The organism is Anaerolineales bacterium, from assembly GCA_022866145.1.
Lineage (GTDB): Bacteria > Chloroflexota > Anaerolineae > Anaerolineales > E44-bin32 > PFL42.
The window spans coordinates 1-2909 of record JALHUE010000085.1 but is presented as its reverse complement, the minus strand read 5'-3'; the positions used below and the strand labels follow the sequence as shown (position 1 = coordinate 2909).

3 protein-coding genes are annotated in these 2909 nt (G+C 63.2%); all 3 read left to right on the top strand.

The genetic code is table 11. From position 1 onward, the window contains the following. A partial coding sequence (locus MUO23_02870) for a molybdopterin-dependent oxidoreductase (protein ID MCJ7511897.1) occupies nt 1-1258 on the top strand: 1258 nt, incomplete at its 5' end. Beyond that, nucleotides 1255-1710: a carbon monoxide dehydrogenase subunit G gene (locus MUO23_02865; GenBank protein MCJ7511896.1), complete on the top strand. Its 456-nt coding sequence runs from the start codon at nt 1255-1257 to the stop codon at nt 1708-1710. The genes MUO23_02870 and MUO23_02865, both read left to right, overlap by 4 nt. Nucleotides 1711-1973: 263 nt before the next feature. Beyond that, nucleotides 1974-2909, top strand: a 936-nt coding sequence (locus MUO23_02860) for a BMP family ABC transporter substrate-binding protein (GenBank protein MCJ7511895.1), incomplete at its 3' end; no start/stop codon positions are given.

The window sequence follows — 2909 nt, the reverse complement described above, 5'->3', positions numbered from 1 at the left end:
TGTCACTCCCGTTCGGGGAGCCGGGCGGCCTCAAGGCATCTACATCATAGAGCGCCTACTCGATATCGCTTCCAAAGAGTTGGGAATTGATCTGGTAGAAATCCGCAAGCGCAATCTTATTCCTCCGGATGCTTTTCCCTATGAGCACGGGATCATCGACCAGGCCTTTGCGCCGCTCATCCTGGACAGCGGCAACTACTGGCCCGTGATGCAGAAGGCGCTGGAGATGATCGGCTACGAGAAGTTCGTCCGCGAGGAGCAGCCCCGCCTCCGCAACGAGGGGAGATACGTGGGCATCGGCATCACCCCCTTCATCGAGTCGACAGGCGTTGGTCCCTATGAAGGCGCCCGCGTGACGGTCGAGGCCAGCGGCAAGATCCACGTCGCCACGGGGGTCGGCACCCAGGGGCAGGGCCACTTCACGACCTTCGCCCAGGTCGTGGCCGAACAGCTCGGGGTGGCGGTGAGCGATGTGCGCGTTGTGTCCGGCGACACCGCCGAGTTCCACTGGGGAACCGGCACCTTCGCCAGCCGCGGGGCCGTCGTCGCCGGCAACGCCATCCACGCCGCCGCCTCGATTGTGCGCCGCAAGGTGCTGGAACTGGCCAGCAAGGAGCTGCAGACCCCTTTGGACGAACTGGAGCTTGAAGGGGGCATGGCCCGCGTGGCGGATATCCCCGACAAGTCCATCAGCCTGGCCGAACTGGCCGCGCTGGCCAACCCCCTGCGAGGGGCCGTCGAGCCGGGCACCGAACCCGGCCTGGAAGCCACGTCCTACTTCGGTCCGCGCTACGGCGCCACGGCCTTCGGCGCCCATGCCATGATCCTCGAGATCGATCCGGAAACCATGATGATCGAGATCAAGCGCTACGTCACGGTCGAGGATTGCGGCACGGTGCTCAACCCCCTGATCCTGGAGGGCCAGATCCACGGGGGCGTATCCCTGGGCATCGGCAACGCCTACTACGAGAAGCTGCACTTCGATGAGTACGGACAGCTGCTGAACGCCTCCTTTGCGGACTACCTGATCCCGTCGGCGACGGAGATGCCGCGCATCGAGGTTGGCCATATGGAAACCCGCTCCCCCCTGAACGAACTGGGCACCAAGGGAGTCGGTGAAGCGGGAACGATCCCAGTGCCCGCCCTCTTCGCTCAGGCCGTCGAGAATGCACTGGCCGATCGGGAGCTGGAGATCCTTGAGAGTCCCCTCAGCCCGAACCGCCTGTATGAACTGTGGGGCCGGAAGGAGGCTCGATGAGAATCGAAGGTCAGTACACCTTTGACGGTCCGCGCGAAGTCCTCTGGGAGCTGGTGCGGGACCCGAAGGTCTTGGCCACCTGCCTGCCGGGCACGCAGAGCATGCGTCAGGTGGGTGAGCATGAGTACGAGGGAGAGATCGGGGTCCGCGTCGGCCCCATTTCGGGAGCCTTCGCAGGCCAGCTGTCTGTCACCAACGAAGTACCGCCCGCCAGTTGCACCCTGACCGTGGAAGGGAAGGGAAAGGTCGGGTTCCTCAAGGGCGTCGGGAACATCGACATGACAGATCAAGGCCAGGACAAAACCTTGATGAAGTACGCCGGTGAGGTGCAGATTGGCGGGAAGGTCGCCAGCGTAGGCCAACGCCTGTTCGATTCGGTGAGCCGAAGCATGATTGAACAAGCCCTGGGCAAGCTGAATGAAACCTTGCAGGCGCGTGCCGCTGCGCGCTAGCGTCAGCAGCCGGCATGGGGGGCTGCCTCAAGCAGCCACGCCTTGCGATTGGCAGATTCGGCCATATGCCTGTAGTATCGAAGGCATGACCGTCGGCCGCGCATTGGCCGGAGCCGGGCTGCAACCCGGACCGATCGCGGTCATACCCCACCATAACGACACGGGATGAGACCAACGAAGGGAGGTCACCGACCCATCGATAACCAACCATGCTCCCGCCCATCCGTCCCCATTCTCAGATGATAGCGAGGGAGGAAGTGATTATGAAGCCCAAGAAGTCCTTTGTGCTCGTAGCGCTGCTCGTGGTCGCCAGCATGCTGCTGGGGGCCTGTGCGCCCGCGACCCCCACGGCCGCGCCGCCTCCGCCGCCGGCCGAGCCGCCCACGGCCGCGCCCGCGCAGCCCACGGCGGCGGTCGCTGAGCCAACTCAGGAACCGATGAAGATCACCCTGGCGATTGAGCACTTCAGTCCCATTGCAGGAACGACCTGGTCCGGAGCCCACGACCGTGCCGCCAAGCGCATCGCCGAGAAATACCCTAACGTCACGTACGTCTACCGCGAGAATGTCGCTCCCGATCAGGTCAATCCTTTCGCCGAAGAGCTGATCGCCAGCGGAGCGAACATCGTCATCGGCAATGCGGAGTTCATCGGAATGCCCTTGAAGGACATCGCCGACAAATACCCCGACGTGTACTTCGGGTCCGTCATTGCCAGCGACCTGACGACCAAGCCGAATTTCATCCGGTTCTTCCCCAAGCAGTATCAGGCCCTGTACCTGGAAGGGCTCATCGCCGGGGCTCTGACCGAGACAGGCAACATCGGCATCACCTCCGCCTTCCCGTGCGTTCAGGTGATCCGGCGCCAGGCCGGCTTTATCCTTGGCGTGCAGGATGCGGCAGCGATCCTCAACAAGGATATCAACGTGTACGTCAAGTACGCTGGCAACTGGTTCCTGCCCGCCGACGAGCAGGCCATAGCCGAGACGCTGGTTGATACCTACAACGTCGATGTCCTGACCCAGCAGACCGACTCGGGCTCCACACTGGACGTTGCCGTGGCGAAGGGCGTCTGGTTCGTGGGCAAGGATATGGACACCGTGGGCGAATACGGCTGGTCGGACACGAACACCGTCGCCGTATCGTTCGACACGCGCTGGGAGATCATCTACGAGCAGATGATCCTGGACTATATGGCCGGG